The following is a 5,668-nucleotide window of genomic DNA, read 5'->3' as shown; positions in this document are numbered from 1 at the left end:
TCAGACACAGAAACAGACATAAAAAACGCCATCCTTTCCTATGATTCTACAGAAAGAATAGCGCATTTTTTCATTTTAGGGTGGCATTTCTTTTTATTAGTTTGATAGCGAGGCGACGATACCCCTTTATTATTTTTCAGACTTCGCTTGTTCTAAAATGTATGCTTCTTCTTGTTCCGGTGTCGCTAATTTGTATGCTTTACCAGTGCTGTTATTGTCCCATTCCCATAATAAATTATGCTCCTCAACCGATTGAGAGAAATCGCCTTCATACCAACGAACCAACATCTTAAGGTACTGTTCTTTATGTTGTAAGGTTCCACTATTACTTTCATCAATCGCTCGACGTACTTTTCCGATATTTTCTGGAGTCATTTTGATAAATCCTTGCTTTTCGTGAGATAATACTTTTTGATGAGTCATTTTGTGCATTGCATTGATTATATGACGATCAGAGTTGAGGTCAAGTATTACCTCTTCCCCTTTAATTCTCTCAGTCTGCTTTTCCTTAACGTCTGAACCTGCATACGTACCGACTTTGTAACCAGTAAAAATACCAACTGCTATAGCAATAACTAAGGTTGATGTGATTTTAATCCACTTTTTCAAACCTCTTACCCCCTTTTATTGAAGTGTACCATAAAAGAAGAACTGTATACCCATATCTATCTGTGAGGTCTACATAACGCATCATTATCAGTAGTCAATGATGCATGAAATTGTCGTTCTGGGGGTAATTAAAAATCTTAGCTTGATAGCGATGGGGTCTCGCCACACATCCATCAACTTAAGGTATATGTTTATACAAAGGCGGATCTTTCCATGTAGTTTTTCATTATTTTTTATAGATATCCTAAAAGTAGGCATATCAAATAAACCCTGAAGGGTTACAATTTTTTCACTATAATTATGCTACCTGATGAATGGAAGTGGTATACTCATAGACAACACCCAAAACATACTAAGATTAGTAGTGTGGACCAATGCATTGGTTTACACTACTATTTTTTATAGTAGAAGTGAAGAGTAGGTCGCTTTGATATTGGGATTTTAAATCCGTACCCAAAACAGACCTTCTTCACTTACCTTATTTGAATCAGTTTAGTATGTGGATCCTTGAGATCGTGTATAAGAAATGGGAATCGATAAGAGTAAGATGAGGACTTCAATTCTACATAAGGAGGCAAAGTATGCAACATGTAATTGCGTTTGATGTTAGTATGGGAAAGAGTTATATGGTTATTTATAATGCTCAAAAACAATGTATTTTTGAAAGTGAAATCAATCATTCTAAGCCTGATTTTGAAGAACTACGAAAACGAATAGATCAACTTATGAATGAAAATAAGAAATCACCTCACATTGTGTTCGAAGCAACTGGTGTCTATTCGAGACAACTAGAGCGTTTTATGCAAGATAACAAGTTTGAATACTTTCTGTTGAACCCTTTAGAAGCAAAATTACAATGTGATTCCTTACGGATTCATAAAACCGATAGAAGCGACGCGCATCAATTAGCTCTCACACATTTTACGGCTTCCCGGAGGGAAAAGACAGGCACAGATAACTTATTTTATCAATTAAAATCACTCTCAAGGTTTTATAATGAACTGGATGACGAATTATCTTTGATTCGTAGCCGAATGCATAAAGTCATTCAATTGACATTTCCGGAATTGGAACAGATTTTCATAACTAAGTCAGATTTATTTCTAAAATTTGTTCAATTATTCCCTCACCCAGATTTTGTTCAAAATCTTTCTAAAACGGTCATGAAGAATCAGATTCGTAGGAATACCAACAAAAACATCTCAACCCGTATAGCAGAAAAGAAGGCTATGGAAGTACTTGAGGCTGCTAGGTATTCTTATCCAGCCGTACGTCAGGATGACGTTTTATGTGAACAACTCAAATCGTACGCGAAACGCTATCAGGAGCTCCTTCATCAAAAAGAACAGTGTATCACGAAGATGGTACGATTAGCTGAAAGTCGCACAGAATATCCAATTATTCTTAGTTTTCCGGGAATAGGTCCCAATACGGCTATACGTTTGTTAGCTGAAATCGGTGATATTACTCGCTTCAAGAATAACAAACAACTTAATGCATTTGCAGGTATTGATATACGCCGTTTTCAATCAGGAAAAACTTTTTTCAAAGATAAGATCAATAAACGTGGAAATAAGCATCTGCGTAAGCTTCTTTTTCTCATTATCCAGAACATGATAAAACTACGTCGTTACGGACAGAACCACATTGTTGAGTATTATGATAAATTAAAAACGCAACCTTATAACAAATGTCATAAAGTTGCGTCAATCGCATGTGTAAATAAGTTATTGAAGCTTCTCTTCTACCTTATTACACATAATATACACTATGATTATCGGTTAACCGCCTGAAATCATAGTCTCATTCATCATACTATATTTATTCCCCCTAGTAAAAAAATGAATACATATTATGGGTATTTAGTTTGCATTAAATTTAATATATGCGATATTTAATTGATTAAAAATCTAAAAATAATGATTGACTAATCGTAAGAAATATCAAAGACTGTCTTTTTCTCGTATCGATGAGATTTTCGTCCGTTGTGCTGTAGGAGGTTAAACAGACGAAGGAGAACCTTTGATAATTCTTGGGTGTTTTTGTGTAATGCTTGGTAAAAAAGTGAAAAATAATCCTTAATTATGTACATCGCTTTATATTCACTTAGCTCTTTCTGTTTCTTACGTAATAGGAGTTCTTGCATTTTAAACATAGTAGAAGAACATGATAGAATGCTAATGAGTTGCCCATAAAGATGACATTCTAATCGCTCTTGTTTAATAGATTTACAACGATGAATTTGAAACCAAGATTTCCATATTTTAAATAACAGCTCAATTTGCCAACGTAATGAATATAAATCATAGATTTTCTCTTTTGGTACCCATTCCGTAGGAATGTTTGTCATATATACCGTAATACCTTGTAAAAGCTTCGTGCGCTCTGTATATGTAATTCCTTTTTTCTTTTCACGAATAGCTCGGTCACGTAGGCGTTTCTGTTTTTGCTCCTCGGTACACCTATAAACTACAATACGAGTAGGCAGTTTGTCTTTACTCCCTACATATACATCGTGTAATTCATACAATTGGCCAGATTGTAATTGTTTCATAATGTCTTCCAAATGAATTTGTATATATACCGGTTTTAATTGAGAGGGTTTTGTTTTAAATACCACTGTTTCGAACTCTTTTCTATATATTTTAGTTGGTAACTTAAGACGAGATAAATAATACCCCTGCTTGTCTTGAATAGACTTAAAGTCTTGTAGACGAAAATATCCTAAGTCACGAATATACAGCTCATTCTTTTGTATCATGCCTGTTCGAGTCGCACCATACGCCTGATCACTTCGTTTTCCTGGTTCAATTTTCACATCAGAAAATTCTCCACTTAACAAGTCATACTCTAGTTGAATTTTCACACCAGCTTTATGACTACATCCTCCGGCACCAGGATAAGTGGATGCGAATCGATCTGGGACTTGAAAGGTTGTAGAATCAAGGATGCGAATGCGCTCAAAGTAGGAAGAAAGAGAATGAGAAATCTTAGATACGCCTCCAATGTAGTAAATACCGTTCGAAAGAAGGCTACAGAAGCCGAGTTAAATCGCCGATTAAGTCCTTCCGGACTTAATAAAACTCCTGTTGAAGTTTCTAATTGACTACATAGTTGAGTAAGAGAGGTAGTAGCGACTTGTTGATTAAGCCATACACACAAAGATAAGAAATGGTGCCCGTGGCACTTACGTTTTCGTTTCATCCCGCCTGCTTCTATGGCTAATTGATTAAGTGTAGCGGGAGACATATATCGATATAACTCTTCAGCGAATAAAGATAATTCTTGTTTTTGATTCATATTCATAAAAAGCACGTCACCCTTTCTCATTAACATAAGAAAATAGTAACGTGCTTTTAACTTCAAAAATAGTCTAAATCCTTAAGTTGATGGATGTGGGGTCTCGCCACACATCCATCAACTTAACGTATATTTTTATACAAAATGCGGTCTTTCCACGTAGTTTTTTATTATCTTTTATAGATGTTATAAAAGTAGGCACGTCAAATAAACCCTGACGGGTTTCAAATTTTTCGCTATGCTACCTGATGGGCAGAAGTGGTATACTCATACACAACACCTAAAATATCAAAGACTGTTTTTTTCTCATATCTGTGAGATTTTCGTCCGTTTCGCTGTAGGAGGTTAAACAGACGAAGGAGAATCTTTGATAATTCTTGGGTGTTTTTATGTAGTGCTTGATGAAAAAGTAAGAAATAATCTTTAATTATGTACATCGCTTTATATTCACTTAGTTCTTTCTGTTTCTTACGTAATAGGAGTTCTCTCATTTTAAACATAGTAGAAGAACATAATAGAATACTAATGAGTTGTCCATAAAGGTGGCATTCTAATCGCTCTTGTTTAATAGATTTACAACGATGAATTCGAAACCAAGATTTCCATATTTTAAATAACAGCTCAATTTGCCAACGCAGTGAATATAAATCATAGATTTTCTCTTTCGGTACCCATTCCGTAGGAATGTTTGTCATATATACCGTAATTCCTTGTAAAAGTTTCGTACGATCTGTATATGTAATCCCTTTTTTCTTTTCACGAATAGCTCGATCATGTAGACGTTTCTGTTTTTGCGCCTCTGTACATCTATAAACCACAATGCGAGTGGGTAGTTTGTCTTTGCTCCCTACATATACATCTTGTAATTCATAAACTTGGCCAGGTTGTAATTGGTTCATGATGTCTTCCAAATGAATTTGTATATATACCGGTCTCAATTGAGCAGGTTTTGTTTTAAATACCACTGTTTCGAATTCTTTTCTATATATTTTAGTTGGTAATTTAAGACGCGATAAATAATACCCTTCCTTATCTTGGATTGATTTAAAGTCTTGTAAACGAAAATACCCTAAGTCACGAATATATAGTTCATTCTTTTGTGTCATGTCCATTCGAGTCGCCCCATATGCCTGATCACTTCGTTTTCCTGGTTCAATTTTCACATCAGAAAACTCTCCACTCAACAAGTCATACTCTAATTGAATTTTTACACCAGCTGTATGACTACAGCCTCCGGCACCAGGATAAGTAGCTGCGAATCGATCTGGAACTTGAAAGGTTGTAGAATCAAGGATGCGAATCCGCTCAAAGTAAGCAGAAAGAGAATGAGAAATTGTAGATGATCCTCCAATTTTAGCTTGTAGAAGTGTAGTAAATACAGTTCGAAAGAAGGCTACAGAAGCCGAGTTAAATCGTCGATTCAGTCCCTCAGGACTTAATAAAATTCCTGTTGAAGTTTCTAATTGACTACAAAGTTGAGTAAGAGAGGTTGTAGCGATTTGTTGATTTAACCATACACACAAAGATAAAAAATGGTGCCCATGGCACTTACGTTTTCGTTTCATTCCACCTGCTTCTATAGCTAATTGATTAAGTGTAGCGGGAGACATATATCGATATAACTCTTCGGCAAATAAAGACAGCTCTTGTTTTTGATGCATATTCATAAAAAGCACGTCACCCTTTCTCATTAACATAAGAGAATAGTAACGTGCTTTTAAGTTTAAGAATAGTCTATTTTCTTAAGTTGATGGATGTG

General features: G+C 35.2%; 3 protein-coding genes and 1 pseudogene. 1 reads left to right on the top strand and 3 read right to left on the bottom strand.

All coding sequences use genetic code 11. From position 1 onward, the window contains the following. Positions 1-129: 129 nt before the first annotated feature. Positions 130-609 (bottom strand): PRK06770 family protein, encoded by a 480-nt coding sequence (locus ACO6VI_RS32580; protein ID WP_048565371.1) that lies wholly within the window; start codon positions 607-609, stop codon positions 130-132. A 581-nt stretch (positions 610-1,190) separates the two neighbouring features. Here ACO6VI_RS32580 and ACO6VI_RS32575 point away from each other — a divergent pair. Then, positions 1,191-2,402, top strand: coding sequence for an IS110 family transposase (locus ACO6VI_RS32575; RefSeq protein WP_422425164.1), 1,212 nt, complete (start codon positions 1,191-1,193; stop codon positions 2,400-2,402). 134 nt (positions 2,403-2,536) lie between these two features. Here ACO6VI_RS32575 and ACO6VI_RS32570 read toward each other — a convergent pair. After that, positions 2,537-3,915, bottom strand: a pseudogene (locus tag ACO6VI_RS32570) (IS4 family transposase). A 230-nt stretch (positions 3,916-4,145) separates the two neighbouring features. Then, positions 4,146-5,576, bottom strand: coding sequence for an IS4-like element ISBce2 family transposase (locus ACO6VI_RS32565; protein WP_422424664.1), 1,431 nt, complete (start codon positions 5,574-5,576; stop codon positions 4,146-4,148). Positions 5,577-5,668: the final 92 nt, after the last annotated feature.

The sequence above is a fragment of the Bacillus sp. PSXD-155 genome, from assembly GCF_049310765.1.
GTDB classification, from domain to species: domain Bacteria; phylum Bacillota; class Bacilli; order Bacillales; family Bacillaceae_G; genus Bacillus_A; species Bacillus_A cereus.
Note: the sequence above shows the minus strand (reverse complement) of the source record. Positions and strands in the feature narration are given on the sequence as shown.

Coding starts and splice junctions, on each gene's coding strand:
- ACO6VI_RS32565 (WP_422424664.1), bottom strand. CDS start 5,576: ATGAATATGCATCAAAAACAAGAGCTGTCTTTATTTGCCGAAGAGTTA.
- ACO6VI_RS32575 (WP_422425164.1), top strand. CDS start 1,191: ATGCAACATGTAATTGCGTTTGATGTTAGTATGGGAAAGAGTTATATG.